Below are 25,656 nucleotides of genomic sequence, written 5' to 3' on the forward strand. Positions count from 1 at the left end.
TTTTTTCGCCCTTACGATTGCGGAATCCCCAGTTCGGCACTCAGATCGCTGATGAACTGCGAGGCCACCCGGCCGGAACGACTGCCACGAGCCATGGCCCACTGAAGCGCCTTGCGCCGCAGTTCCTCGCGCGGAACTGGCAGCTTGTAATAAGCCGCATAGGCTTCGACGATCGCCAGATAATCATCCTGTGTTGCGCCATACAGGCCAATCCAAAGGCCGAATCGATCTGAAAGCGAGACCTTTTCTTCAATGGCTTCCGACGGATTGATCGCGCTTCCCGTCTCGTTTTCGATCATGTCCCGCGGCATCAGGTGCCGCCGGTTCGATGTCGCATAGATCAGGACATTCTCCGGCCGTCCCCCGATGCCCCCATCGAGCACGGATTTGAGCGACTTGTAGTCTGCATCCTGGCTCTCGAACGACAGGTCATCGCAGAACAGGATGCAGCGCCGCTTCGTGGTGCGCAGGACGGCCAGCAGTTTCGGCAGGGAAGAAAGTTCGTCACGCTGGATCTCGATCAGCGCAAGTGTGCCGCCGCCCTTTGCCCGCTGCTCCGCGTTTACGGCCGCGACGGATGCCTTCACCAGCGAGGATTTTCCCATTCCGCGCGCGCCCCAGAGCATGACATTGTTGGTGCTGAAGCCCTCCGCGAAATGCCGCGTATTGGCCATGACCTGATCCATCTGCCGCTTTACGCCCTGAAGCAGAGACAGCGGCACGCCTGAAACCTTCTCGACCGGCGTCAGCACACCCAGAGCGGCCTGCCAGAGAAAAGCATCATGTTTGTGCAGGATATCCGCGCTCGGAGGAGGCGGACTCATGCGTTCCAGACTGTCGGCAATACGTTCGAGAACACTGAGCAGGGCATGGTCGGTCATGGAAAACGGTCCCGGAACGAAAGGAGTTGAGATCAAAAGACATGGGTGCCGTGCTTGACGGGCAGCCCCCGGACGATATGGTCCCCGCCAGCTTCACTCAAGACTGGACCCTTACATCCATGAGCAGTCTGTTCATTTCTTCCGCCCAGGCCGCCGATGGTGGTGGCCTCCTGTCCAATCCGCAGGTGCTTCAGTTCGCCCCGATGATCTTCATCTTCGTGGTGTTCTATTTCCTGCTGATCCGTCCCCAGCAGCAGCGCGCCCGCAAGCTGCGCGAAGAGCAGGGTTCTCTGCGTCGTGGTGACCGGATCGTGACGGCAGGAGGGATCGTTGGTGTCGTGCAGGCGACCCGCGATGACAGCGATGAAGTGGATGTCGAAATCGCTCAGGGTGTGCGCGTGAAGATCGTCCGCAGCACGATCACGAACATCACGTCCCGCGAAAAGCCGGCTAACGATTCCTGAGCCGGTTTTCAAAAGACCCGTTCATGAAAAACGCCCCGCCCGGAAATCCGGACGGGGCGTTTTTTTATTCTGATGAACCCGGAAGGGATCAGGCAGATTTCAGTTCGGCTTCCGCGAACTCGTAGTTGGCGAGCTTGTCCAGATAGTTCGTGATGTAGTCCGGACGGCGGTTGCGGAAATCGAGGTAGTAGGCGTGTTCCCACACGTCGAGGCCCAGCAGCGCCTTACCCTGACCTTCGGCCAGCGGGTTGGAGCCGTTTGCCGTCTTCGTGACAGCCAGCTTGCCGGACTTGTCCAGAACCAGCCAGGCCCAGCCCGAACCGAACTGCGTCGTGGCAGCCTGCTTGAAGAGCTTCTTGAACTCTTCGACGGAGCCGAAGTCTTCAGCGATCTTCTTTTCCAGACCGGTCGGGATCTGACCGCCCTTGGGGGAAAGGTTCTTCCAGAACAGGATGTGGTTCCAGTGCTGGCCCGCATTGTTGAAGACCGGAGCGATCTCGGGCTTGCCGTAGGAGAACGCGATGATCTCCTCAAGCGTCTTGCCAGCCAGTTCCGGCTTGCTTTCCACGAAGCCGTTCAGCGCCGTGACATAGGCCTGATGGTGCTTGTCGTGGTGCAGTTCCAGCGTTTCCTGGCACATGCCGGCACCGGCGAGAGCGTTTTCTGCGTAGGGCAGGGGAGGAAGTTCGAAAGCCATGATGTCACTCCTTGGCAGAATAAGACGAGATGACCGTCCTCAGGGGCGGCCGCTCCCGCATATCGTTCTCATTTATGGGGAAGATTGGCAACGCTGTGTTCCATCGCACCGATGAGGGCCGAGTAGTCCTCATTCGCATGCAGACGGTTCGAAAGGGCCAGCGCCTGATCGGCAACGGCCATGCCGGGCATGAATGCGCCGACCTTGCGCCCGGCATCCAGTAGCAATCCCATGTCCTTGGACATGAGACGGGTCGGGAACTGGGACGGGAACTCGCGGTTCTGGCCCATCTTCAACTTGCGTTTGTGGTGCGGGCTGACAACAGCCACCTGTTGAAGCGTGTCGAACACGACATCACGATCCAGTCCCGCGGCCAGCCCGTAAGAAACGCCTTCGGCGATGACGTTGAGCGTGGCCCCCATCACGCCGTTCACAACCAGCTTCAGTCGTGCAGCGGAACCGGCAGGCCCGGCGTGGATCGTCAGTTTGCCGATGACGTCCAGAACCGGCTGTGCGCGCTTGACCACAGCCTCGTCACCGCCCACGAGCATGACCAGATCGCCGGTCTCGGCTTCAGGCGTGCTGCCGGACATGGGGGCATCAAGCAGGGAAAACCCATGTTCGACAGCAAGGCTGGCAAAGGCGTCGGCCTGATCGGGGGAGACGGTGGAGGTATCGAGAACGAGCTTGCTGGGTGTCAGGGCCGCAAGCGCCCCGTTCTCGCCATGCAGGGATTCGTTTTCCGCCGCATCATTGGGCACACAGAAGATGATGATCTCGGCCGCTTCGGCAATCGCACGGGGCGAGGGGAGCATTTCCGTCTCGTCCTTGCCGCCCGACGGGGCATAGGCCACAACCGGATAACCGGCTTTCCGAAGATTGGCTCCCATACGCTGGGCCATGGCGCCATAACCGATAAAACCGATCTTTGGACTGGGCATGGAAACTGGCTCCTTGTGATGCGTTGCAACAGACTCACGCATCATAGGTGCCAGAGTTTCGCAGAGTCCGGAAATTGATCATGGCGCTTTTTCGCTATCCTCGCCCCCTGCCATCCGAAATCACGCCGAGAGACATGTATCTCTCGCGGCGCAGCCTCATCGGCGGTGCGGCAGCACTGGGCGCCGTTTCCGCCACTGCTGACGCAGAAACGCTCCAGACACATCCCGGCCCGTATTCAGGAAACCTCACGCCCACGCCACACGAAGACGTGACGCATTACAACAACTTCTACGAATTTGGCATGGGTAAGGCTGACCCCGCGACTCAGTCGCAGGCTTTCCATCCTCTGCCATGGACGCTCGAAATCACCGGCCTCGTTCGCAGGCCGGTCCGCCTGGATGTGGAGCAGCTTCTGCGCTCCCCGGCGATCGAGGAGCGCATCTACCGCATGCGCTGCGTGGAGGCATGGTCCATGGTCATCCCCTGGGACGGTATCCCGCTTGCCATGCTGCTGAAGGATGCTGATCCCGATCCCCGGGCCACGCATGTCGCTTTCGAAAGCATCGTGCGGCCCTCCGAAATGCCCGGCCAGAACGAAGCCCTGTCCGGTATCCAGTGGCCGTATGTCGAGGGCCTGCGTCTGGATGAGGCTATGAACCCGCTGACCCTTCTGGCGCTCGGCATTTACGGGGAAACCCTGCCGAACCAGACCGGTGCGCCCCTGCGTCTCGTCGTTCCCTGGAAATATGGATTCAAGGGCATCAAGTCGATCCAGCGCATCCGCTTGTTGGACCACGAACCCCCGACGACGTGGAACAGGCTCGCTCCGGACGAATACGGTTTCTACGCGAACGTCAATCCGCAGGTCGATCATCCCCGCTGGAGCCAGGCAACTGAGCGGGTCATCGGCGCGCATTCCCTGTTCGGCGCCACACGGCAGCCTACCCTGATGTTCAACGGTTACGGGGAACAGGTCGCGGATCTTTATCGTGGCATGGATCTGCGGAAAAACTTCTGATGTCGCCACATTCCACGCATGCCGTCCCGGGGGTGTCTGGCATCCTGAAACGGCACTGGCGCCTGGTCCTGTATCCGGTTGGCATGATCCCGGCAGTGTGGCTCGTCTGGCAGGGGCAGCATGGTGCGCTGGGTGCCGATCCGGTCAATGTCTTTGAACGCTCACTGGGGCTCTGGGCGTTCCGGTTTTTGCTGGCCTGCCTCGCCCTTGCGCCGCTGAGGCGCTTCACAGGCCTGAACTTGCTCCGATATCGTCGCCTGACCGGTTTGCTGGCGTTTTTCTATGCCAGTCTGCATCTGCTGGCCTATGTCGGCCTCGATCACGGTTTTGACTGGTCAGTCCTGTGGGTGGACATAACACACCGCTATTTCATCATTCTGGGAATGAGTGCGCTTGTCCTGCTCATTCCGCTTGCCCTTACGTCCAATGCCCTGTCCATGCGTCTGCTCAGGCGACGCTGGAAGTTTCTGCACCGGCTGATCTATCCCGCCGCAATTCTGGCGGGCATCCATTTTTTCCTGTCCTTCAAGACCCTGAACAGTGTGTCTGCTCCTTATCTCGCAGCACTGGCCCTGATTCTGCTGAGCCGTTTCCTGCCGCGTTCACGGACAGGAAACGGTATCTAGTCACAAGGTAGGCTGCTCACGCTGCCGGTCGCAGGGCCGCGCGGATTTTCGGAGAGAGTTCCGTCAGGGCCGAGCGGCGCTGCGTCAGCATGTCGGCCGGGATGGGGCGGGTCGGGAAGTGACATCCGTCCGCCAGAAGCAGTCCGTCCGGCAGATGGGTGATTTCGCCGGGCCGGAAATCAAGCCGCGAAAGTGGAATGCCGCATGCCCCGAGCACTGCGATATGCGCGCTGATCCCGAGCGTCAGGACCAGCTTCAGCCTGTGCATGTTCTGCAGTTCGGTACACAGGGCGGCGCGGCACTCCTCAAGTTCGGAAGGAAGGGCCAGCGGCTGGGGAGAGAGAGGCTGCATCACGGTGGTGATGCGCCCCACGATCGCGTCCGGCGATGCAGGCGCTGCATCGAAAACGATATTGTTGGCCCGTAAAAAGGAGCCCAGAGTCTCCACGGCGTCTTCCGGATCGAGGCACACGATCAGCATCTCGGCTGAAAGTGGCCCAATCCCTGACCGGTCCCCTTCCGCAGCGGAAAGAGGCGGGGGCGGGGAGGCGGTCGGTCCGGTAGAAGCCCGAGGTGTCATGAATCGCTGGTCTCGTCACTGTTGATGTCGGCAGGATGACGGACAGGTCCCTGTCTGGGGGGATTGCGCGGTTCCGCCTGACGGCGCGTGAACGAAGGCGCAATGTCGGCCAGTTCCACGAACAGGTCAGCCTGACGGCGCAGGTCGTCCCCGATCATGGGAGGCGTCGAGCGCATCGAGGAAATGACCGTGACCCGGACTCCGCGCGCCTGTACCGCTTCCACGGCGCGCCGCAGGTCGGAATCACCGCTTACGATCACGGCATGATCGAGACGGCCGGCCTGTTCCAGAAGATCCACTGTCAGTTCGACATCCATGTTTCCCTTGATACGCCGTCTTCCTGAATGATCCGTAAACTCCCGGGCATTTTTCAGCACGAGATGATAGCCATTATAGGCCAGCCAGTCGGTCAGGGGGCGAAGGGGGGAGTAGTCGTCCGTTTCGGGCATTGCGGCGTAATAGAAGGCACGCTGGAAAAGGCACTGGCTTTCAAATAGGTTGCGCAGGCTGCGGAAGTCGACTTCAAACCCCAGATTGCGGGCTGCGTGATGGAGGCTGGCGCCGTCGATGAAAAGGGCTGTGCGTTCGTTCTGGCGCAGAAGCATAAGGGTAATCCTGGTATGTAAAATATGTTTCCCTGTACGACAGGGGCAGAGACTGCCTTCCAGCTGCGAACGAGCTTGGATGCACTCAGGTTCAATTCCGGAGGTGAGGCAGGTGCGGATTGCAATCGCATGAAGCGCATGTTATTGCCAGCATTCTCTCTTATTTTATTCCTTGTCTTACCCGAAGGGGGCCTGTCGCATGGCGCGCGTAACCGTCGAAGATTGCATCGAGAAGGTTCCTAACCGTTTCGAACTGGTTCTGCTTGCTGCACAGCGTGCACGCGGTCTGTCGCGCGGTGAGGAAATCCGTCTGGATCGTGAAAACGACAAGAACACGGTCGTCGCCCTGCGCGAAATCGCCGAAGACAAGGTGAGCCTGCCGGTTCTGCGCGAAGGCATCATCCGCTCCCTGGCCCGTGCACCTGAGCCGGAGCCCGTTGATGAGGAAGTGCTGGATCTCATTCCGACCGACCAGAACATCTTCGGTCTGCAGGATGTCTCCACCGAGGAAGAGCACGCCCACATGGCAGAGAACATGTCTGCTGACGAGGCTGCCGCGATCGAAGCTGAGCTGGGTGGCCGGGGTCGTCGCTGATTTCTGCCCAAGTCTACTGAAAGGGGGATATGCTTCATGCCTGATGCATCTTCCCCGACTGCGCCCCCGCCCGTAGCGAGCGGGGACTTCAAGCCGTCCATCGCCGGACTGCTCCGACGGATCGAAAGCTACGATCCGTCCGTCGATCTGACCCGGATCGAAGCCGCCTATGATGTCGCCGCCAATGCCCATAACGGGCAGCGCCGCGACAATGGTGACGCTTACATCACTCATCCCATCGCAGTTGCAAACATCCTTGCCGGTTTCCGTATGGATGCAACCTCGATCATGGTGGGGCTGCTCCACGATACCGTTGAGGACACGGGTGTTTCCTGTGACTCCCTTAAAGCCCGTTTTGGCGAAGATGTTGCAGCCCTTGTCGATGGGGTGACGAAGCTCACGCGCCTTGAGCTCCAGTCTGATCGTACCAAGCAGGCGGAAAACTTTCGCAAGCTCGTTCTCGCCATGTCGCGGGATATCCGTGTCCTGATCGTCAAGCTGGCCGATCGTCTGCACAATATGCGCACGCTGCATTACGTTCAGCGGACCGACCGCCGGCAGCGTATTGCCCGTGAGACGATGGATATCTATGCGCCTCTGGCCGAGCGCATCGGTATGGATCGGGTCAAGACAGAGCTTCAGAATCTTTCCTTCGCCCAGCTTGAGCCTGAAGCCGATGCGACAATCCGTGCCCGCCTGAACTTTCTGCGCGGGCAGGGGGCGGATGTTATCGAACAGGTCCGCCAGGAGTTGATGGCCCTGTGCGCCGAAAGCGGGATCGACAAGGTTGAAGTGACGGGGCGTGAAAAATCGCCCTATTCGATCTGGGAAAAAATGCAGCGCCGGAATGTGGCGTTCGAGCAGCTTTCGGACATCATGGCGTTCCGTCTGCTCGTTCCCACACGTGACGCCTGCTACATGGCGCTTGGCGCGATTCACGGCGCTTATCCGATGATCGCCGGGCGCTTCAAGGATTACATTTCCACACCCAAGGCCAACGGATACCAGAGCCTTCATACCGGCGTGACGCTGCGTCATCCGCGCAACCAGAAGATCGAGGTCCAGATCCGGACCGCCGAAATGCACGATCTGGCTGAAAACGGTGTGGCGTCGCACTGGGCCTATAAGGAACATGCAACGCCGAGCGAGCGCGAAGCTGCGGCCCTGTCTTCGGCCTTCGGCGCGCCGACCCGCAAGCTGCGCTGGGTTCAGGATCTGCTGGAAATCCTCGAGGACAGTCAGGCTCCCGACGAGTTCCTCGAAAACACCAAGCTTGAACTCTATCAGGACCAGGTTTTCTGCTTCACCCCCAAAGGGCAGCTGATTTCCCTGCCCCGTGGCGCAACGCCCGTCGATTTCGCTTATGCGGTACACAGTCAGGTTGGCGACACCTGCGTAGGGGCTAAGGTCAATGGCCGTCTGATGCCTCTGCGGCACGAACTGCAGAATGGCGATCAGGTCGAGATCATGACGGCTCGTGGCGGTACGCCATCGCCGTCGTGGGAGCGGTTCGTCGCAACCGGCAAGGCCCGTGCCCGCATCCGGCGCTTCGTGGCGCAGCAGCAGCGTCAGGTCCATCTCGATAATGGCCGTGCCGCCATTGCCAAGGCGTTCCGTCAGGAAGGCGTGGACGGGTCCGAAAAAGTCCTCGACGGGATTCTCAAGGAACTGCGTCAGGCGTCGGTGGAAGACCTGTACGTCTCGGTCGGAAATGGTCAGCTTGGCCCCAAGGATGTGGTCAATACGGCCTATCCGGAGCTGCGTCAGAGCGTCCGTGCGCCGAGAATGGTGCCCGGCCTTTCTCCCCGTTTCGGGCAGTCCCTCATGCTCGGCGCCGGACATGCCGGGTCCAAGGCTGCTACGACCCATTCAGGCAGTACGATCAAGGGAATCGGCTCTGGTATCGCCATCAGTTTTGCCGGTTGCTGCCGTCCCCTGCCGGGTGATCCGATCGTCGGGATCATCGCTCAGGGTAAGGGCGTCACCATCCACCGTCGTGGCTGCCAGAACCTGTCCAGCTTCGCCGATACGCCCGAGCGTTTTCTCGAAGTGGACTGGGACTACGAGGCTCTCGGCCGCCGTCAGGGCGCCGAGCCCTATACGGCCCGCCTGTCCGTTGTCGCAGCCAACGAACCTGAGGTTCTTGCAACGCTCACCAACGTGGCCGCCAAGCACAATGGCAGTGTCATTAACCTCAAGATCGTCAACCGGCAGCTCGATTTCATGGAAATCCTGGTCGATCTTGAAGTGAAGGATCTGCGTCATCTCTCGTCCATGATCGCGGCGTTCCGCACGGCGGTGGGCGTCATGCAGGTCGAGCGGGCCAAGGGATGACGTTATGATCCTCGGCATGGGGACGGACCTGTGCATGATTTCGCGCATTGAAAAAAGTGTCGAACGCTTTGGGGATCGTTTCCTGAATCGTGTTTTTACCGAAGCCGAGCGCGCCTATGCCGACCGCTTTACGGGTACCGCACGCATGGGCAGCTACGCCAAGCGCTGGGCGGCCAAGGAAGCCTGTGCCAAGGCTTTGGGAACGGGCTTTGCGAACGGGGTCATGCTTCAGGATATCGGAGTCTGCAATGGCCCGGGCGGTGCGCCGGAACTCCTGCTTTCAGGTGGAGCGGAAGAGGCCCTGAAGCGCCTGACCCCGTCAGGGCAGGGCGCCCAGTTGCTCGTCAGTATGAGTGATGATCCGCCCTTTGCCCTTGCGCAGGTCATCATACAATCCGTCCCCTTGGCGGGTGTGCAGTCCGCTCCGCATGCATCCGTCCGGATTGAACCGCTCGCCAATGCCGCCAAGCTGCGTTAAGAGCGTCTCATGACCAAGGAGAACAGGCCCGTGCAGGGTTCAGAAAGTGCCGGCGACAAGCCCGCGCGCCGCGAAGAGACGCTTGGCGAGAGCATCCGCTATTTCTGCGTGCTGCTGCTGGCTGTATTTGCCGTACGATCCCTCGTGGTGGAGCCTTTCAACATCCCGTCCGGCTCGATGATTCCGACGCTGCAGATCGGCGATTTCGTTCTGGTCTCGAAGTTCAGCTACGGCTATTCGCGCTTCTCGTTCCCGTTCTCGCCAAATGTCTTCAGCGGACGAATTCTGGGGGCTGAGCCGCATCGCGGTGATGTCGCGGTCTTCCGTTTTACGCGTGATACGTCCGTGGACTATATCAAGCGCATCATCGGCCTGCCTGGCGACCATATCCAGGTCACGGGCGGCAAACTGATCCTCAATGGTATCGAAGTTCCCCGCACGGCGCTCGGGCATTACGAAGTGCTGGACGAGAACAACCGTCTCCTCAGCGGCGACCGTTACCGCGAAAGCCTCCCGGGAAGTGCGGGACGCCCTACCGTCGAGCATGACATCCTCAAGCTGACGGATGAGGGATTCGCCAACGACACGCCGGAATACGTCGTGCCTGAGGGCTCCTTCTTTGCCATGGGCGATGACCGTGACGACAGTGCCGACAGCCGCTTTCAGGGCGATGGGCCGGATGATCTCGGCTTCGTTCCGATGCAGAACCTTGTCGGCCGTGCGCCCATCGTTCTGTTCTCCATGGATATGCGTCATCCTGCCTGGCAGTTCTGGTACTGGCCGACCGAGATCCGCTGGAACCGTTTTCTGCATTCCGTCACATGAAACTTTCTCACACAGAAGCCCTGGCCTCGATGCAGGCCGCCCTGGGGCATGATTTCAAGAAGCCGGAACTGCTGAGCGAGGCCCTGACGCACCGTTCTGCCGTTTCCGGTCGCGACCCCCGTCGTGCCCGCCGTAACCAGCGCCCCAAGGGCAGCGGATCGAACGAGCGTCTCGAGTTCATCGGTGATCGCGTCCTCGGCCTGCTGATGGCCGAGTGGCTGCTGGAGCGCTATCCAGACGAGCAGGAAGGGGCCCTCGGTCCCCGTCATGCCCATCTGGTATCACGGACCGTGCTGGCTGAAATCGCCGATCAGGTTGGTCTCTCGGCCTCGCTCCAGATTTCCCCGCATGAGGAAGATGCCGGTATCCGGCGGCTGTCCAGCATCCGGGCGGACGCGATGGAAGCCCTGCTTGGTGCGCTGTATCTCGATGGCGGTCTGGAACCGGCCCGCCGTGTTGTGCGCCAGTACTGGCAGTCCCGCATCGAAAGCGCCGACCGGCCCCACAAGGAGCCCAAGACGCTGCTGCAGGAATACATGCTCTCGCAGGGGCTGCCGCTTCCGCATTATGAACTCCTGTCTTCGGACGGCCCGTCACATGCGCCGGTCTTTCGCGTCAGCGTCACGACGATGGGGCATACGGGAACGGGAGAAGCCGGCAGCAAGAGGCTGGCAGAAAGCGCAGCGGCAACCGCCCTGCTGAAACACCTCGGTCAGAATGTGGCGTCCTGAGATGTCATCAACAAAGGATCAGAACATGACCACGCGCTGCGGTTTCGTGGCTCTCGTCGGCGCCCCGAACGCGGGGAAATCCACCCTGCTTAACCGGATTGCCGGAGCCAAGCTGTCCATCGTCAGCCCCAAGGCCCAGACGACCCGTTTCAGGACGCTCGGCATCGTCATGCAGGACAATGCCCAGATCATCCTCGTGGACCTGCCCGGCATCTTCAAGCCGCGCCGCCGCCTTGACCGGGCGATGGTCAACGCTGCCTGGTCCGGCTCTCAGGATGCGGATCTGACCCTGCTGCTGGTGGATGCAAAATCCGGCCTGCGCGAGGATGTTCGCGAGATCATCGCCAAGCTGGCCGAAAGCAAGAATCGCATCTGGCTCGTTCTGAACAAGACGGACCTCGTCGAGCGCGGTGAACTCCTGCCCCTGACGCAGGAAATCAGCGGTCTCATCACTGTCGAGCATGTCTTCATGCTGAGCGCCCGTTCGGGCGAGGGCGTGAGCGATCTGATGGCCCGTCTGGCTGCCGAACTGCCCGAAGGTCCTTTCCTCTATCCCGAAGATGACCTGACGGACCTGCCGGACCGTCTGCTCGCCGCCGAACTGGTCCGTGAGCAGATCTTCATGCAGACGCATGAGGAAATTCCGTATCAGGCCACCGTCGAGACCGAGAGCTTCAAGGAGCGTCCGGACGGATCGGTCCGGATCGAGGTGACGATCTATGTCTCCCGTCCCGGGCACAAGGCCATTCTGATCGGGGAGGGTGGTCACAAGATCAAGTCCCTCGGCGCACGGGCGCGGATGGAGCTTCAGGAGCTTCTGGACCGCAAGTGCCATCTTTTTCTGAACGTCAAGGAACGTGCGGGATGGGACGAGGAAAAGGCCCGGCTGCGCGCCATTGGTCTGGACGACTGAAAAAGACAGGTGCCGGAGCGTTTGAAATCCGGCATCCTGACATCGCTTGTTCCAATCCCGCCACGTCTGTATGACAGGCGCACGTCAAGACACATCCAGCCAGAGACGGGCATGATGACCGAAAATCGAGAACAGAGCCCCTCCTACAAACGCGTCCTGCTCAAGGTGTCCGGTGAGGCACTCATGGGCGACGGACCGTCAGGGGTGGACCCCGTAATGGTGGACATGGTTGCCGCCGACATCGCTGACGTGGTGGCTTCCGGAGTGGAAGTCTGCCTTGTCGTCGGCGGTGGCAACATCTTCCGCGGCCTTGCTGCCGCAGCCAAGGGCATGGACCGCGCACAGGGTGATTATGCCGGTATGCTGGCCACCGTCATCAATGCGCTGATGCTGCAGAACGCGCTCGAGCGTCGCGGCATGGAAACGCGCGTCATGACCGCGATCCAGATGGCCGCCATTGCCGAGCCCTATATCCGCCGCCGCGCCGTGCGGCACATGGAAAAGGGCCGCGTCGTTATTTTCGCAGCCGGTACCGGCAATCCGTTCTTCACGACGGATACGGCAGCCGCCCTCCGCGCCAACGAGATGGAGTGCGATGCGCTCTTCAAGGGTACGCAGGTGGACGGCGTCTATTCCGCCGACCCGCGCCGCAACCCGGACGCCCAGCGCTATGACCAGCTGACCTATCTCGAAGTCCTGGCCCGTGACCTGAACGTCATGGATGCCGCGGCCATCAGCCTTGCGCGTGAAAACAGATTGCCCATCGTGGTCTTCAACATGCATGCTCCCGGCTCCTTCGGGGCCGTGATGCGTGGGGAAGGGCTCTTCACCAGGATCATCGAAGCGGACTGATCTCCGCATTTTCAACGAAATCTTCAGGCTCTCTCCTGAAAGCCACGTCGAACTGAAAGGAACAGCTCATGTCCGCTGCCCTGAATGACCTTCTCGCCGATCTGACCCGCCGTATGGACGGTGCGATCGAAAGTCTGCGCCGGGACCTTTCCGGTCTGCGTTCGGGCCGGGCCAGTCCGAACCTTCTGGAGCCGGTGCGCGTCGAAGCCTATGGCTCGGAAGTTCCGCTGTCGCAGGTCGGGTCCATCGCTGTTCCCGAAGCCCGCATGCTGACGGTGTCTGTCTGGGACCGCACGGTTGTCGGCGCTGTCGAGCGTGCCATCCGGGACAGTGGCCTTGGCCTCAATCCATCCACGGACGGTCAGACGGTCCGCGTTCCCATTCCGGCCCTGACCGAAGAGCGCCGCAACGAACTGGCCCGCGCTGCCAGCCGTTACGCCGAGAACGGCAAGATTTCCGTGCGTGGCGTGCGTCGTGACGGCATGGAGCAGACCAAGGCCCTGGAAAAGAAGAGCGAGATCAGCCAGGACGACATGAAGACCTGGACCGACGCCATCCAGAAGCTGACGGACCAGTACATCAAGAAAGTGGACGATATCCTCGCGGACAAAGAACGCGAGATCAAACAGGTCTGATTGCGCATTTGTCTGCAGGATCTCTTCCCCGTCACGACCGTGTCGTCTCTTCTTCATCCGGGGGCGGCGTGAGCGTCGTTCCCGTCCATATCGCCATGATCATGGACGGGAATGGCCGCTGGGCCCGCGCGCGCAAACTCCCTGTGGCCGCAGGGCACCGGCAGGGTGCGGAATCCGTACAGCAATGCGTTCGCACGGCCATCCGGCAGGGCGTACGATACCTGACGCTCTATGCGTTTTCCTCGGAAAACTGGCGGCGCTCCGCAGAAGAGGTGGGGGATCTGACATCCCTGCTGCGCTTCTATCTGCGTCACAAGATCAATGAACTGCATGCCCAGGGCGTGCGCCTGCGGATCATCGGTGAGCCCGAACGCTTCGAGGGTTCCCTGCGTGAAGAACTGCGCCGCGCCGAAGACCTGACACTGCACAACACGACCCTGACCCTCACGCTCGCGCTCTCCTATGGGGGGCGTGCGGATATCGTGCAGGCTACCCGCCGTCTGGCTGAAGATGCCGTCGCCGGCAAAATCTCGGTCGAGAGCATCAGCGAAGCCATGCTCGACGATGCGCTCCAGACCTCCGACATGCCCGATCCCGATCTGGTCATTCGCACCAGCGGCGAGTGTCGTCTGTCCAATTTCCTGCTCTGGCAGAGCGCCTATGCGGAGCTGGTTTTCATGGATGTGCTCTGGCCCGATTTTGGCGAAATCGAGTTTCTCGAAGCCCTCTCGCGCTTTGCAAGCCGCCAGCGCAGGTTTGGTGGCCGCCCCGCATGAGTGCCTCCTCCAGATGGTCTGACCTGCGCCTGCGCCTGCTGTCCGCTGCGGTCCTGATCCCGGTTGCGGCGTTCTGCATCTGGCAGGGTGGGCCGGTCTATGACGCCCTGATTCTGCTGGCGATGCTCGGTCTGGCCTGGGAGGGTGAAACCCTCATTCGCCAGCCCCTGAAGACGTGGCGCGGCTGCCTTCTGCTGGCTTGGCCCGTCATCTCCGGTCTGGCAGCCCTGAAAGGGGAGTGGAGCGCAGCCTTCTGGATGATCTGGCCCACCCTGATCTTCGGATTTCCGGCCAGCGTGCCTGTCGTTGTTGCCATCATCGGGGGCCTGTCCCTCCTGTGGCTGCGGCATCTGCCGCTCGGAATGGCATCCGTTCTGTTCGTCATCTCCGTCGTGGTCGCGAGCGACAGTTTCGCCTATTTGGCTGGTCGTGTTTTCGGCGGCCCCAAGCTGGCTCCTTCAATTTCACCGGGCAAGACACGCTCCGGCGCAATAGGGGGGCTTGTTGGTTCGGCGCTGGCCGGTGGTCTGGTCGCCTGGCTGGCCGTACCGGGTACGCAGCTTGGCGGCCTGGTCTGCGGCGCTGTCCTGAGTGTGTTTTCCCAGAGCGGAGACCTTCTGGAGAGCGCCGCCAAGCGTCGTCTCGGCGTCAAGGATTCAGGGCGTCTTATTCCCGGCCACGGTGGTCTTCTGGACCGCTTCGACGGTCTTCTCGCGGCGGCACCTGCCGCAGCGCTGCTTTCGCTCGCGGTTGCCACGCAGCCTTTCTGGTCCATCCTGCCTGCAGATCTGACTGGCGGTTCTGCACACCCACCCATTTTTCAGGGGAGCTCTTCTCATGACTGACGGTTCTGCGCGCTCAACACGCCGCCGCATTACGGTGCTCGGCAGCACCGGCAGTATCGGAACTTCAACGGTCGACCTGCTCGCCCGGATTCCGGATGAGATCGAGGTGCGGGCCCTTGTTGGCGGATGCAACGCCGCCCTGCTGGCCGAACAGGCCCGTCGCCTGAATGCCGAAGTTGCCGTCATTCATGACGAAAGCCGTCACGAAGAGCTGAAATCCTGCCTCGCCGGGACAGGTATCCGTACTGCGGCTGGCCGTCAGGCCGTCATTGAGGCCGGTGCCATGGAAGCCGACTGGACCATGGCAGCCATTACGGGCGCCGCGGGCCTCGAACCCACGCTCGCTGCCGCCCGCAACGGTCATGCCGTGGCGCTTGCGAACAAGGAAGCGCTTGTCTGTGCCGGCGACGTCATGCTGCGCGCCGTCGCCGAAGCCGGTGCGACGCTCCTGCCGGTCGATTCGGAACATAACGCCATCGCCCAGTCGCTTGGCGGCTGTGACATGGAGAGCGTCGAGAAAATCATTCTGACGGCTTCTGGCGGTCCGTTCCGCAAATCCTCGATCGAAGAGATGCGTGCCGCCACGCCCGAAAAGGCCCTGAAGCATCCAACCTGGACGATGGGTGCGAAGATCACGATCGATTCCGCGTCCATGGCGAACAAGGGTCTGGAAGTTATCGAGGCAGCCCGTCTCTTCGGCCTGACCGAAGACCGGATTGACGTTCTGGTCCACCCGCAGTCGGTCGTGCACGGGTTGGTGCAATTCCGCGACGGCAGTCTCGTCTCCCAGATGGGCTCGGCCGATATGCGTATTCCCATTGCCCACACACTCGCGTGGCCGAAGCGCATGGTGACGCCCTGCGAACGTCTTGATCTTGCCGCTTATGGCCGTCTGGAGTTCGAAGCGCCGGATGAAGTGCGCTTCGCCCCTCTGCGTCTTGCCCGTCAGGTTCTCCGGGCTGGTGGTGCGGCGCCAGCCGTTTTCTCCGCCGCGAACGAAGTTGCCGTAGATGCGTTTCTGAACCGGCGCATCGGCTTCCTCGGTATCGGCGAGACAATCGACGCTGCGCTGCAGGCCATGGATGAAAATCCGGAACTCAGGACCCTCGATGACGTGCTGCAGTGGGACGCGCGGGGCAGGGCCCTCGCCGAAGCCCATATCCTGCGGCAGAGTGGGGGGCTGCGAAACGATGTGAGCGAGAACGCCCTGAATGCATGATCTTCTGCGGACCATTCTGGCCTATGTCCTGATTCTGGGGATCCTGGTTTTCATCCATGAACTCGGGCATTATCTCGCGGCGCGCTGGCGTGGTGTGAAGGTCGATACCTTTTCCATCGGTTTCGGGCCTGCCCTGCATCGCTGGTACGATCGTTCGGGCACGGAGTGGCGCATCAGTGCCATTCCCCTGGGCGGGTTCGTCAAGCCGCATGGTTTCGAAGGTCCGGAAGACGCAACCGACGAACAGAAAGCCGCCTGGATTCCGGGCCGGACTTTCCATGACAAGCCCGTAGGCTCCCGGGCCATCGTCATTCTCATGGGGCCGGTCTTCAATTTCATCTTCGCGATCCTGGCCTTCACGGTGCTGTTCGCGGTGGTGGGCAAGCCCGAGATCCACGGAGATATCTCGCAGGTCACGGCCGGAAGTCCGGCAGACCGTGCGGGTGTAAAGCCCGGTGATGTGATTACCCGGATCGGCAATACGCATATTCTCGGTGCCGAGGATGTCATGGCGACCGTCGCGTCCCATCCCGGTCAGCAGACGGTTCTGGGCATCCATCGTGGCACGGAAGATCTCAGCCTTCCGGTCACGCTCGACACCCTGAAGAATGGTGGCCACGACATGGGCAGCCTCGGTGTTGCGTTCGCCATCTCGAGGGGACGTCCCGTTTCCCTGCCTTCGGCCTTCATCATGGGGATGCAGGAAACCTGGGACAAATCGGTCATGACGCTTCAGGGCGTCTGGCAGATCCTCAGCGGGCAGCGGAGTGCGAAGGAACTGGGGGGGACGATTCGCATCGCGCAGCTCTCCGGTCAGGTCGCCAGTTACGGTCTGGCCAGCATCATTTCCTTCATGGCGCTGCTTTCGATCAATCTTGGCCTGATCAATCTTTTCCCAATTCCGGTGCTCGATGGGGGGCGTCTCGTGTTCTATGTCTGCGAGGCGATCCGCGGCCGCCCGGTTTCACGCAGGGTGCAGGAGGTGAGCATGCAGGTCGGAATGGCTCTGATCGGCGCTCTTTTCCTCTTTTCAACGGTCAACGATCTGACCAACATCGGACTGTTCCACTGGCTCTTTCACGCAGTAAGCTAAATATTCTGAAAAGACTTGTGATACAGTTGAACACGTCAGGGCATCTTGCGCGGGACAGGGGTTATCGGATACCTCCGCCAATGGCGTAACGTGTCAGTCGCCTGCAAAAAATATGTTACAAGGAAAGCCGGTTTGTCAGGATCACGGTCAAGAGGTTCCCGGTCTTCGAACAAGCGTCTGGTGCTTCTCGCATCAGCCTGTCTGCTGCCCGTCGTCCTCGGAACGGCTCAGGCGCGTTCCGTTCGTCATCAGGCCCCGGCATCAGCCCCCGGTGGAAACATCATTCAGGCCATCTCGGTCAAGGGGAACACCCGGATCGAGACGAGCACGGTGCTGTCCTACATGGTTGCCCAGCCGGGTGACACGTTCAATCAGGATGACCTCGACCGCTCGCTGAAGACACTTTACGCCACGGGTCTGTTCAAGGACGTGACGCTGCACCGCGACGGCAACACGCTTCTGGTGGACCTGGTCGAGAACCCGATCGTCAACCGTATCGTGTTCGAGGGCAACCACGCGCTGAAGGACGAGGATCTCCGCAAGGAAATCAGCCTGCGTCCCCGCGCCGTGTTCTCTTCCCAGACGACTGCCGCCGACCGCCAGAAGATCCTGAACCAGTATGCCGGCAAGGCCCGCTTCGGTGCGACCGTCACGCCGCAGATCGTCAAGCTGTCCCACAACCGTGTGGATGTGGTCTTCAACATCAACGAAGCCCAGCAGACGCTCATCAAGAAAATCGTCTTCGTCGGCAACCATGCCTTCAGCGAAGCACGCCTCTCCCAGGTCATCTCGTCCAAGGAGACGATCTGGTACCGCTTCTTCTCGTCCTCGGATGAATACAACCCCGAGCGCGTGAAATACGATGCAGAGTTGCTGCGCCGCTTCTACCTACATAACGGCTTCGTCGATTTCCATATGGTGGATGCCACGGGCGAGCTGGCTCCAGACCACAAGTCGTTCTACATCACCTTCACCGTGCATGAGGGCGACCGTTACCGTCTGGGCAAGATGGATGTCCGCTCCAGCGTGCGCCATGTGACGCCCGAAATGCTGCGCCCGCATGTCGAGCTGTTCCCGCACCAGATATATGACGGCACGGCGATCCAGAACAACACGAAGAACATGCAGGAATGGCTCCAGGCATCGGGCCATCCCTTTGCCATGGTCCGTTCGGAGATCGCCCGGAATCCGGAAAAGCACATCGTTGACCTGCTGTTCGACGTCACCGAAGGTCCGCATGTCTATGTCGAGCGTATCGACATCAACGGCAACACCATCACCCATGATGACGTGATCCGCCGGAACCTGCCGATGGCCGAAGGGGATCCGTACACTCCGTTCGACCGCAAGTATTCCAAGCTTGGTCTTCAGGATCTTGGATATTTCAGTTCGGTCTCCGTTGACCAGACGCAGGGTTCTGCGCCTGATCGTGTGAACGTATCCGCGAACGTAGTCGAAAAGCCGACCGGTGAGTTCTCTCTGGGTGGCGGTTACTCGACGGACGTCGGTATTCTCGGTAACGCCTCGATCAAGCAGCACAACCTGCTCGGAACGGGTGTGGACGCCGGTATTTCCGGAACGGTCGCCTACTATGAAAAGCAGGCCGACATCTCCATTACCGATCCGTACTTCCTGAACCGTAACCTTGTGGCCGGTGCGGATTTCTATTTCATCCAGAACAACTACCAGACGTATCAGAGCTATAAGGAATCCCAGTACGGCATGAGCCTGCGTCTGGGTTACGCCTATAACAGATACCTGTCGCAGTCCTGGAACTATACGCTCGTTGACCGTCAGGTCGGCAACTTCTACGACGCCGCTGCCGTCGCCGAAGATCCGAGCCTGATCCAGTGGGTGCCCTCGATTTACGTCCAGCAGTCCGCCGGCTGGTCGCTGCTCTCGCAGCTCAGCACGTCCGTGACCTATGACCGTCGTGACCGCCGCATGAACCCGCATTCGGGTTACATGTTCAAGGTCGGTGGCGACTTTGCCGGTCTGGGCGGCAACTCGAAATATGCCCGTGTGAAGGCGGATGGTGCCTATTACCTGCCGCTCGATGACCTGACCGGGAACCATGACTGGACGTTCCAGTTCAAGGGCGGCGTCGGTTACATGGGTGACTGGAGTTCGAGCGGAAACCGCAACATCATCGATAACTTCTATCTCGGTGGTGAAAACCTGCGAGGCTTCCTCCAGGGTGGTGTCGGCCCGCGTTCAGGCCATCTCAAGATCAACGGTGTCTATATCCCGGCCCAGGGTCAGGAAGATCTGCTCGGTGGCCGCTTCATGTATACGGCCTCCGCACAGCTCAACTTCCCGCTGCCCATGGGGGACGATCTCGGAATTTCGGGTCGTGGCTTCATTGATGCCGGCAGTCTCGCAGGCCTGCGCGTCAAGCATCTCTATACGAACCGCACGAATGACGGCGACAACTACACCCCGATCACCGGTGACAACCTGATCCCGCGTGTTTCCGGCGGTCTTGGCGTGTCCTGGAAGAGCCCGTTCGGTCTCGTCAACATCGATGGCGCCGTGCCGATCCGCAAGGAACATGGTGACCGTCTCTATCCGCTGCGTTTCGGTTTTGGCCAGCAGTTCTGAACTGTTCGCGACCTTGCCGTCCTGTTTCTCAACCCCTTGCCAAGAGGTGGTCATGACCCTCAATTCCCTGATGCGCACGGTTTCGGCCGGCGCGCTTCTGGCAGCGACGATTCTCGTCTCCGCTCCGGGCGCCCATGCCCAGGCTTCCGGTGGCAATGGTGGCTGGTTCGTTCCCAAGGCTGCTCATCCTGACGCCCCTCCGCCGCGCCCTGTCCAGCGCCGCGTTCCGGAAGCCGCGCCCGATGAGGAAGAAGACTCCGCACCGGCCGAGCAGCAGCAGGCTCCGCCGATCCTGCCGCTGCCGCCGATCCCGGCTCCCCCGAGCATCGCAAAGGCCTCTCCGCCGCCGGCCGCCGTCATTGGCGTGATCAATGTTCAGGCTGTCATGCAGATTTCCAGCGCCTGGCAGGAAATCCAGCAGGTTCTGGGTGCCCGCCGTGACCGTCTGGCGCAGGCCGTGCAGCGTGAGGAAGCCGCCTGGCGTGGCGAGCAGCAGAAGCTTCAGGCCCAGGCCCGCAGCCTGACATCCGACCAGATCCAGCTGCGCGAGCGTCACCTGCAGGAACGCCGTGCCAAGGATCAGCACGATTTCGGCAATCAGGCCCGCATCATCCAGGAAGCGGCACAGGTTGCCATGCACCAGATCGAGCGTGAGCTGGAAGAGCCGAATGGCATCATCGCCGCCGTTGCCGCTGCCCACAACATGAACCTGATCCTGCATGCGGAGCAGGTCGTGCTTCACGTCGGCGGTCAGGACATCACTGAGGAAGTGGGCACGCAGCTTAACAAGACGCTGCCGCATGTCTTCATTCCCGATGATGGCGTGGACCCCGAGCAGCTTGCCCGCTCCGGCAAGATGCCCACCACGGCTGACGAACAGCGGCAGGCCCAGGGACCGCAAGCTCCCGGACAGCAGCAGGCTCCGGCGTCCGCACCGAGCGAGTCTGTTCTGCGTCAGCATCACTGAGGCGACGGGCCGTGTCTGACATGACAGCAAGCGAAAGCCGCCCAGGCGACAGCCGTTTCTTTCAGCGTTCCGGACCTTTTGGTCTGGAGCGTCTGGCAGAGGTCTCGGGCAGCGAAATCATTCCGGCCGCATCGGGGAAGGGACTGTCCGAGTTTCGCGGCGTTGCGCCCCTGCATGTTGCGGGCCCGGATGAAATCAGCTTCCTCGACAACCGCCGTTACCTGCCGCTTCTGGCAGAAACCAAAGCCGGAGCGGTTATTCTCTCCCCGGCCTTTACCGACAAGCTGCCGCCCGATACGGCGGGGCTGGCCTGCAAGGCGCCTTATCTGGCCTGGGCGCGTGTGGCCACCCTGTTCCATCCGGCTCCCGCTTCCACGGGTGTCCGCCATCCGAGTGCCTGGATCGCGGAAGACGCCGAAATTGGCGAAAATGTCGAGATCGGTCCTTTCGCCGTCATTGGCAGCGGTGTTCGTATCGGCCGTGACAGCATCGTCGCAAGCCATGTCAGCATCGGCCAGAGCGTCGAGATCGGTGAGCGTTGCCGGATCGGCGCTCATGCCGCCATCTCCCATGCCCGGATCGGTGATCGCGTCACGCTCTACCCTGGTGTGCGTATCGGTCAGGACGGTTTCGGGTTCGCTGTCGGTCCCGAAGGTTTCGAAACGGTCCCCCAACTCGGGCTTGTCGTGCTGGAAGACGGTGTGGAAGTGGGGGCGAACTCCACCATCGACCGTGGTTCCATGCGTGACACCCTGATCGGAGCCGGAACCCGGATCGATAATCTCGTGCAGATCGGCCACAATGCCCGTCTGGGCCGCTGCTGCATCGTCGTCTCGCAGGCTGGGATTTCCGGCTCTACGGAACTGGGCGATTTCGTCACCATCGCTGCACAGGCCGGCCTGATTGGACATATCAAGATCGGCTCCAAGGCCCGGATTGGCGCCCAGTGCGGCGTCATGTCGGATGTAGATGCCGGTGCCGACGTCATCGGCAGCCCTGCGATGCCGTTCCGGGAATTTTTTCGTAATGTTGCCACCTTGCGGAAACTTTCGCGTAAAAGCGGGGACTAGCAGTCCTGCGGCGCGGATGGTAACTCCCCCGCAGGTTTGCTAAGGGAAGCCATTCGTGCTGCCACAGGGCAGCGACTGACAGACAACACCGCTTGAAGGGCATGGTGAAACGATGGACCGAGTGGACGCTCCAGCCGAACAGATGACTCCCGCGACAGACGCCGCTGCTGAAAGCCATCAGGTTCCGCAGAGCATCGACATCCTGAAGATCATGCAGTCGATCCCGCATCGCTATCCGTTTCTGCTGATCGACAAGATGGTCGAGATCCATGCCGGGCAGTCCGCCATCGGCATCAAGAACGTGACGGTTAATGAGCCGTTCTTCCAGGGACATTTCCCGTCTCACCCCGTCATGCCGGGCGTGCTGATCGTCGAGGCCATGGCCCAGACGGCAGCAACGCTGGTGGTCATGACGCTGGGCAAGGCGTTCGAAGGCAAGCTGGTCTATTTCATGACGATCGAAAATGCGAAATTCCGCCGTCCGGTCGGCCCTGGTGACCAACTCCGGATCCATGTCGACAAGGAACGCTCCCGCGCCAATGTCTGGAAGTTCAAGGGTGTGGCCCGCGTAGACGATGTCGCCGTTGCCGAAGCGACCTTCAGTGCGATGATCATGGGTTGACCCGGATGCAGATGGCAGGCAAGCGCCCCGAAACCGCCGAAATCCATGCGACCGCCATCGTCGACCCGCGCGCGCGCATTGGCGAAAACGTGCGCATTGGCCCCTGGTGCCTGGTCGGTCCCAATGTCACGATCGGTGACGGGGTCTGTCTGCACGCATCCGTTCTCGTGGATGGCTACACGACCCTGCGTGAAGGCGTGGAAGTCTATCCGTTCGTGACGATCGGTCTGGCGCCGCAGGACCTCAAATATGCTGGCGAGCCGACGCTGTGTGAGGTCGGGGCCAATACTGTCATCCGTGAAAACGTGACGATTCACCGTGGCACCGCGCAGGGGCATGCCCTGACGCGGATCGGTGCGAACTGCCTGATCATGGCCAATTCACACGTCGCCCATGACTGCGTCCTCGGTGACCGTGTCATCATCGTCAACAATGTCGTCATGGGAGGCCATGTCGAGATCGACGATGACGCCAAGATCATGGGCTCGGCCGCGTTGCACCAGTTCGTCCGGATCGGTCGTGGTGCCGTTGTGGGCGGTGTCTGCGGTGTGGAAATGGACGTCATTCCTTACGGAAGTGTTCTGGGGAATCGTGCCCGTCTGGTCGGGCTGAACTGGATCGGCCTGAAGCGCTCTGGCGTTGGTCCGGAGGAAATGCAGGCCATGCGACGCGCCTTCCGGACGCTTTATCCGCGTCATGGTGCGACGGAGTCCGTTCTGGAAACCCGGATCGCCGAAGTCCGTCAGGAATACGGACATCTCCCCCGCATCGCCGAGATGCTGGACTTCATGGAAGCCCCCAGCCGTCGAGGCCTGACCCGCGTTGCGCGTCAGGAAGGACAGTCCGAAACCGAAGGCGCCTGATCGTGGGGGAACGCGGTTGCATCGGCATTCTGGCAGGCTCGGGACCGCTTCCCGCGCAGGTCGCCGCAGCAGCTATCGCCAAGGGGCGCAAGGTTTTCGTCATCGGGTTCCGGGATTTTGCCGATCGCTCACTTCTCGAACCTTACCCGCATGAAATCATCCGCCTTGCCGCTGCCGGTGACATTCTTGGCGCTCTCAAACGGAACAACTGCCGCGAACTGGTTCTGATCGGGCCGGTGCGTCGTCCCGCCTGGCGTGATCTACGTCCCGATGCCGAAGGCGCGCGTATCCTGGCCAGGCTGGGCCGTGCCATCTTCTCGGGCGATGACGGACTGCTCGGAGCTGTCGTCCGTGTCCTCGGTGAGGAGGGTTTCCATGTGCGCGGCGCCCACGAGTTTCTCGAACATGCCACCGGCCGCTCTGGAACCCTTGGCCGCGTCCTTCCCGACGCCCAGGCCAAACAGGATATTGCCCGTGGTGTCGAGGTGCTGAAAGTGATGGCGGCCCTGGATATTGGTCAGGGCTGCGTTGTCCAGAACGGTCTCGTGCTGGCTGTGGAGGCTCTGGAAGGGACGGATGCGATGCTGGGGCGCTGTGGGCGGCTCATGCAGGCGGGAAGTGGTGGCGTTCTGGTAAAAATGCCCAAGACGGGGCAGGACCTTCGGGCGGACATGCCGACGATCGGTCCGGAGACGCTGGAGAATGCGGCCCGGAACGGATTGCGGGGCGTTGCGTTCCAGCCCGGAGTGACCCTCATGACGGACCCTGCTGGCTGTGTGAAGCTGGCAGATCGTTATGGGCTGTTTCTGTATGGGCTGACGCCGGAAGATCTGAAGGATAAGTGATGAGCACGTTTCTGCATACGATGGTGAGAATCCGGGATATCGACCGGAGTCTGGCGTTCTACAAGCTGCTGGGGATGAAGGAACTTCGTCGTAAGGAAGTGCGCGAGGGGCGTTATACGCTTGTTTTCATCGGATTCGATGACAACGAACACGGGCAGGCCGAGATTGAACTGACCTATAACTGGGATCAGGAAACCGACTATGAGGTCGGCACCGGTTTCGGGCATTTCGCAATTGGCGTGCCGGATGTGGCCGCTCTTGTGGAGACGGTTCGCAGCGGAGGCGGCAAGGTGACACGTGAGGCCGGTCCGCTGAAATTCGGAACGATCATCATTGCCTTCGTCGAGGACCCCGACGGCTACAAGATCGAGCTTATCGAGAAGAAGTAAAGTTTTTCAGCAGCTTCAGGGCATTTTCCAGCGCATCGACGATCGTCTTTGCGTTCTGCTGGACCGCCTTGTCCCTGTGCGTGCCGAGAATGTCGGCACAGAGCAGGGCAGGGGCGAGCGCGTTGCGCATGTCGTGGCGGAAGGTCGCGACGTCCTGGGCGGGGTTGCTGGCGGGTAGAGTATTGCTGGACTCGGGCATGGGCTGAAGTTCCTGTAGGTCTGGCATTGACATGAGGGGCCTGCGTGCTTACAAGCCCGGGTCTCAATCACCGGGCGTTTCGTGCGCCCGATCGACGCGGATGTCCAGCAGTTGAGGCGTCCGCCTGGTTTTTAAGGATCAACGTCATGAAGCGCACGTATCAACCCTCCAAGCTGGTTCGCAAGCGTCGTCACGGTTTCCGTACGCGTAGCGAGACTGTCGGCGGCCGCCGCGTACTGGCCAACCGTCGCTCCAAGGGCCGCAAGAAGCTCTCCGCCTGAGTTTGACCCGATCGGCACGATCCATACAACAGGCCACACTCCGCGCCGTTTAAAAAAACGGCCGCAGTTTCTGCGTGTGGCCGGGAAGGGGCGCAAAGTCGCCACTCCCGGTATGGTCGTGCAGATCCTGCCGGATGACACAGCGACCGAAACCCGCGTCGGTTTCACGGTCACGAAAAAAGTCGGTAATTCTGTCATCCGTAACCGCACCCGCCGTCGCCTCCGCGAGGCCCTGCGTCTCGTTGCGCGGGAAGACGGTCTGCCTTCCGGCGATTTCGTCCTCATCGGACGGGATAAGACCCGGGGGCGCGATTTTTCCCTTCTCAAGGATGATCTGCGTCAGGCCCTTCGCAAGGGGCTGGACGTCAATTTCCGGGAAAACCCCCGCGGGCCGTCCGGCAAAGGCCGGGACCGGGCGAAATGATCGCGTCCATGATCAGGGAAGCCGTTACGGCCCTGATGCTCTCGCTTATCGACGCCTACAAGCTTTTCATCAGCCCGTTCATCGGCAAGAACTGCCGGTTCGATCCGACATGCAGCACCTATGCGCTGACGGTCATTCGTGAGCATGGGCCTGTGCGTGGAGGATGGCTTGCACTACGCAGGATCGGGCGCTGTCATCCTTGGGCAGAAGGGGGTGTAGACCTGCCTCCGAAGCCACACCGGCATTAAAAAAGCCCTCCGCCTATTGTTTTGAATGCGGTTTTCGG

The 25,656-nt window shown here is 61.0% G+C and carries 31 protein-coding genes; 25 read left to right on the plus strand and 6 right to left on the minus strand.

What is annotated here, in order from left to right:
- Positions 1-11: 11 nt before the first annotated feature.
- On the minus strand, positions 12-881 hold the full coding sequence (locus KP701_RS07855; RefSeq protein WP_215746652.1) for an ATP-binding protein: 870 nt from the start codon (positions 879-881) through the stop codon (positions 12-14).
- Between the two features lie 119 nt (positions 882-1,000).
- Between KP701_RS07855 and yajC the strand changes: the two genes are divergently transcribed.
- Positions 1,001-1,345 carry a preprotein translocase subunit YajC gene (yajC, locus tag KP701_RS07860; protein ID WP_215746720.1) on the plus strand — a complete coding sequence of 115 codons (345 nt, stop codon included), beginning with the start codon at positions 1,001-1,003 and terminating at the stop codon, positions 1,343-1,345.
- 88 nt (positions 1,346-1,433) lie between these two features.
- Here the strand turns inward: yajC and KP701_RS07865 are convergent, their stop codons facing one another.
- Together KP701_RS07865 and KP701_RS07870 are read right to left on the minus strand one after the other, a co-directional pair.
- Complete coding sequence (locus tag KP701_RS07865; RefSeq protein WP_011253320.1) at positions 1,434-2,042, minus strand: superoxide dismutase; 609 nt, start codon at positions 2,040-2,042, stop codon at positions 1,434-1,436.
- A 68-nt stretch (positions 2,043-2,110) separates the two neighbouring features.
- The gene (locus tag KP701_RS07870) at positions 2,111-2,983 is read right to left on the minus strand and encodes an NAD(P)-dependent oxidoreductase (protein WP_215746654.1); all 873 of its coding nucleotides are present in this window, start codon (positions 2,981-2,983) and stop codon (positions 2,111-2,113) included.
- An 80-nt stretch (positions 2,984-3,063) separates the two neighbouring features.
- On the opposite strand from KP701_RS07870, the gene msrP reads away from it, so the two are divergent.
- Positions 3,064-4,002 carry a protein-methionine-sulfoxide reductase catalytic subunit MsrP gene (gene msrP / locus KP701_RS07875; protein ID WP_215746655.1) on the plus strand — a complete coding sequence of 313 codons (939 nt, stop codon included), beginning with the start codon at positions 3,064-3,066 and terminating at the stop codon, positions 4,000-4,002.
- On the plus strand, positions 4,002-4,628 hold the full coding sequence (gene msrQ / locus KP701_RS07880; protein WP_215746656.1) for a protein-methionine-sulfoxide reductase heme-binding subunit MsrQ: 627 nt from the start codon (positions 4,002-4,004) through the stop codon (positions 4,626-4,628). Before msrP ends, msrQ begins: the two co-directional genes overlap by 1 nt.
- Positions 4,629-4,644: 16 nt before the next feature.
- Here the strand turns inward: msrQ and KP701_RS07885 are convergent, their stop codons facing one another.
- A complete protein-coding gene (locus KP701_RS07885) occupies positions 4,645-5,208 on the minus strand; it encodes a hypothetical protein (protein ID WP_215746657.1) in 564 nt (187 codons plus the stop codon).
- Positions 5,205-5,813: an NYN domain-containing protein gene (locus tag KP701_RS07890; RefSeq protein ID WP_062456370.1), complete on the minus strand. Its 609-nt coding sequence runs from the start codon at positions 5,811-5,813 to the stop codon at positions 5,205-5,207. The genes KP701_RS07885 and KP701_RS07890 overlap by 4 nt, the downstream gene beginning before the upstream one ends.
- Positions 5,814-6,012: 199 nt before the next feature.
- On the opposite strand from KP701_RS07890, the gene rpoZ reads away from it, so the two are divergent.
- The 19 genes from rpoZ (at position 6,013) to gloA (ending at position 24,466) form a co-directional block, all read left to right on the plus strand.
- Positions 6,013-6,408 (plus strand): DNA-directed RNA polymerase subunit omega, encoded by a 396-nt coding sequence (rpoZ, locus tag KP701_RS07895; RefSeq protein ID WP_024716831.1) that lies wholly within the window; start codon positions 6,013-6,015, stop codon positions 6,406-6,408.
- Positions 6,409-6,444: 36 nt separating this feature from the next.
- A complete protein-coding gene (locus KP701_RS07900) occupies positions 6,445-8,742 on the plus strand; it encodes a bifunctional (p)ppGpp synthetase/guanosine-3',5'-bis(diphosphate) 3'-pyrophosphohydrolase (RefSeq protein ID WP_215746659.1) in 2,298 nt (765 codons plus the stop codon).
- 4 nt (positions 8,743-8,746) lie between these two features.
- Positions 8,747-9,220 carry a holo-ACP synthase gene (gene acpS / locus KP701_RS07905; protein ID WP_215746661.1) on the plus strand — a complete coding sequence of 158 codons (474 nt, stop codon included), beginning with the start codon at positions 8,747-8,749 and terminating at the stop codon, positions 9,218-9,220.
- A gap of 30 nt (positions 9,221-9,250) precedes the next feature.
- A complete protein-coding gene (gene lepB / locus KP701_RS07910) occupies positions 9,251-10,045 on the plus strand; it encodes a signal peptidase I (RefSeq protein ID WP_215746663.1) in 795 nt (264 codons plus the stop codon).
- A complete protein-coding gene (rnc, locus tag KP701_RS07915; protein WP_215746665.1) occupies positions 10,042-10,776 on the plus strand; it encodes a ribonuclease III in 735 nt (244 codons plus the stop codon). Before lepB ends, rnc begins: the two co-directional genes overlap by 4 nt.
- A 25-nt stretch (positions 10,777-10,801) precedes the next feature.
- On the plus strand, positions 10,802-11,689 hold the full coding sequence (gene era, locus KP701_RS07920; protein ID WP_215746666.1) for a GTPase Era: 888 nt from the start codon (positions 10,802-10,804) through the stop codon (positions 11,687-11,689).
- 111 nt (positions 11,690-11,800) lie between these two features.
- The gene (gene pyrH / locus KP701_RS07925) at positions 11,801-12,541 is read left to right on the plus strand and encodes a UMP kinase (protein ID WP_371818917.1); all 741 of its coding nucleotides are present in this window, start codon (positions 11,801-11,803) and stop codon (positions 12,539-12,541) included.
- Positions 12,542-12,609: 68 nt separating this feature from the next.
- The gene (gene frr, locus KP701_RS07930; protein ID WP_215746668.1) at positions 12,610-13,176 is read left to right on the plus strand and encodes a ribosome recycling factor; all 567 of its coding nucleotides are present in this window, start codon (positions 12,610-12,612) and stop codon (positions 13,174-13,176) included.
- 68 nt (positions 13,177-13,244) lie between these two features.
- Positions 13,245-13,952 carry a polyprenyl diphosphate synthase gene (gene uppS, locus KP701_RS07935; protein ID WP_215746669.1) on the plus strand — a complete coding sequence of 236 codons (708 nt, stop codon included), beginning with the start codon at positions 13,245-13,247 and terminating at the stop codon, positions 13,950-13,952.
- Positions 13,949-14,797: a phosphatidate cytidylyltransferase gene (locus tag KP701_RS07940; RefSeq protein ID WP_215746671.1), complete on the plus strand. Its 849-nt coding sequence runs from the start codon at positions 13,949-13,951 to the stop codon at positions 14,795-14,797. The genes uppS and KP701_RS07940 overlap by 4 nt, the downstream gene beginning before the upstream one ends.
- Positions 14,790-16,016, plus strand: a complete 1,227-nt coding sequence (gene dxr, locus KP701_RS07945) for a 1-deoxy-D-xylulose-5-phosphate reductoisomerase (protein WP_215746672.1) — start codon at positions 14,790-14,792, stop codon at positions 16,014-16,016. Before KP701_RS07940 ends, dxr begins: the two co-directional genes overlap by 8 nt.
- The gene (rseP, locus tag KP701_RS07950; RefSeq protein WP_215746674.1) at positions 16,009-17,109 is read left to right on the plus strand and encodes an RIP metalloprotease RseP; all 1,101 of its coding nucleotides are present in this window, start codon (positions 16,009-16,011) and stop codon (positions 17,107-17,109) included. Before dxr ends, rseP begins: the two co-directional genes overlap by 8 nt.
- A gap of 132 nt (positions 17,110-17,241) precedes the next feature.
- Positions 17,242-19,710, plus strand: a complete 2,469-nt coding sequence (gene bamA, locus KP701_RS07955) for an outer membrane protein assembly factor BamA (protein ID WP_215746676.1) — start codon at positions 17,242-17,244, stop codon at positions 19,708-19,710.
- Between the two features lie 52 nt (positions 19,711-19,762).
- Positions 19,763-20,677 (plus strand): OmpH family outer membrane protein, encoded by a 915-nt coding sequence (locus KP701_RS07960; protein WP_215746679.1) that lies wholly within the window; start codon positions 19,763-19,765, stop codon positions 20,675-20,677.
- 20 nt (positions 20,678-20,697) lie between these two features.
- Positions 20,698-21,747, plus strand: a complete 1,050-nt coding sequence (gene lpxD / locus KP701_RS07965) for a UDP-3-O-(3-hydroxymyristoyl)glucosamine N-acyltransferase (protein WP_215746722.1) — start codon at positions 20,698-20,700, stop codon at positions 21,745-21,747.
- 112 nt (positions 21,748-21,859) lie between these two features.
- Positions 21,860-22,369 (plus strand): 3-hydroxyacyl-ACP dehydratase FabZ, encoded by a 510-nt coding sequence (gene fabZ / locus KP701_RS07970; RefSeq protein ID WP_371818918.1) that lies wholly within the window; start codon positions 21,860-21,862, stop codon positions 22,367-22,369.
- Positions 22,370-22,374: 5 nt separating this feature from the next.
- Complete coding sequence (lpxA, locus tag KP701_RS07975) at positions 22,375-23,232, plus strand: acyl-ACP--UDP-N-acetylglucosamine O-acyltransferase (RefSeq protein WP_194264461.1); 858 nt, start codon at positions 22,375-22,377, stop codon at positions 23,230-23,232.
- Positions 23,233-23,234: 2 nt separating this feature from the next.
- Positions 23,235-24,077 carry a UDP-2,3-diacylglucosamine diphosphatase LpxI domain-containing protein gene (locus KP701_RS07980; protein WP_215746681.1) on the plus strand — a complete coding sequence of 281 codons (843 nt, stop codon included), beginning with the start codon at positions 23,235-23,237 and terminating at the stop codon, positions 24,075-24,077.
- A complete protein-coding gene (gene gloA / locus KP701_RS07985) occupies positions 24,077-24,466 on the plus strand; it encodes a lactoylglutathione lyase (RefSeq protein ID WP_011253344.1) in 390 nt (129 codons plus the stop codon). Before KP701_RS07980 ends, gloA begins: the two co-directional genes overlap by 1 nt.
- On the opposite strand, the gene KP701_RS07990 is transcribed toward gloA, so the two are convergent.
- A complete protein-coding gene (locus KP701_RS07990) occupies positions 24,450-24,665 on the minus strand; it encodes a hypothetical protein (protein ID WP_225198397.1) in 216 nt (71 codons plus the stop codon). The genes gloA and KP701_RS07990 overlap by 17 nt on opposite strands.
- A 146-nt stretch (positions 24,666-24,811) precedes the next feature.
- Here KP701_RS07990 and rpmH point away from each other — a divergent pair, with 146 nt between their 5' ends.
- Genes rpmH through yidD form a run of 3 tightly spaced genes read left to right on the plus strand, consistent with a single transcriptional unit; the run spans position 24,812 to position 25,618 of the window.
- A complete protein-coding gene (gene rpmH, locus KP701_RS07995; protein WP_011253345.1) occupies positions 24,812-24,946 on the plus strand; it encodes a 50S ribosomal protein L34 in 135 nt (44 codons plus the stop codon).
- Between the two features lie 19 nt (positions 24,947-24,965).
- Complete coding sequence (gene rnpA / locus KP701_RS08000) at positions 24,966-25,370, plus strand: ribonuclease P protein component (RefSeq protein WP_215746725.1); 405 nt, start codon at positions 24,966-24,968, stop codon at positions 25,368-25,370.
- Positions 25,367-25,618 carry a membrane protein insertion efficiency factor YidD gene (gene yidD / locus KP701_RS08005; RefSeq protein WP_252345482.1) on the plus strand — a complete coding sequence of 84 codons (252 nt, stop codon included), beginning with the start codon at positions 25,367-25,369 and terminating at the stop codon, positions 25,616-25,618. The genes rnpA and yidD overlap by 4 nt, the downstream gene beginning before the upstream one ends.
- Positions 25,619-25,656: the final 38 nt, after the last annotated feature.

This window comes from Gluconobacter sp. P1C6_b (assembly GCF_018811945.1).
Classification (GTDB): domain Bacteria; phylum Pseudomonadota; class Alphaproteobacteria; order Acetobacterales; family Acetobacteraceae; genus Gluconobacter.